At 66.9% G+C, this 650-nt stretch carries 2 pseudogenes; both read left to right on the forward strand.

The features are described from left to right. Nucleotides 1–461, forward strand: a pseudogene (locus CNE01S_RS25590) (phage minor head protein); the annotation flags it as partial. Between the two features lie 2 nt (nt 462–463). Next, nucleotides 464–650: pseudogene (locus CNE01S_RS24165) on the forward strand (phage virion morphogenesis protein); the annotation flags it as partial.

Consider the following 650-nt stretch of genomic DNA (forward strand, 5'->3'; position numbering starts at 1 on the left):
TTGCGGCCGTGGCCGTCCGGGAGACGCTCAGCAATAACCGTCTGGTGAGCACCATGAACCGGGATATGGAACAGTGGGTAAACGGCCTGCCCGGCAAGCCTGCCGGTGACTTTCGTCGTGTCGGGGCGCTGTCTCCCCGTGCGCAGGCCGCACTCCGGGGTCATCAGTCCCGCCCGTGGCCCCGGCCAGTCATTACGCTCACCGATGCCGTCGTGCAGCATGCCCTCGCGAGCGGCCAGACGCTGTGGCCGCGCCTGGTCTCCGCCCTGTATCGCCCGGACGCGGTGGTGACGCAGGGCGAAAACGTGACGGTGGTGACGCGGGGCACCGGCGAACGGCTGGCGGTCACGCTGGTCCCGTTCGCGGAAGGGCTGCGCATCACCGATGTGGCACCGTATGACGCGGCGGCCCTGCGCGATGCCGCCGTGCTCGACGGGACATTACCTGACGAGGAGGACTGACCGTGGAGCCGGAAATCACCCTGACAATCCCGCCTGACCTTGAGGAAGCGCTGGCGGCGCTCGAGGCGCGGGTTAAACGCCGCACTCCGCTGATGGAGCAGATAGCGAATATCATGCTGAACGCCGTGGATGAGAATTTTATCGCCGGGGGCCGCCCCGCCTGGAAGCCGCTTAAATATCGGGATGGCC

It is taken from the genome of Cedecea neteri NBRC 105707 = ATCC 33855, from assembly GCF_001571265.1.
In the GTDB taxonomy this organism is placed as follows: domain Bacteria; phylum Pseudomonadota; class Gammaproteobacteria; order Enterobacterales; family Enterobacteriaceae; genus Cedecea; species Cedecea neteri.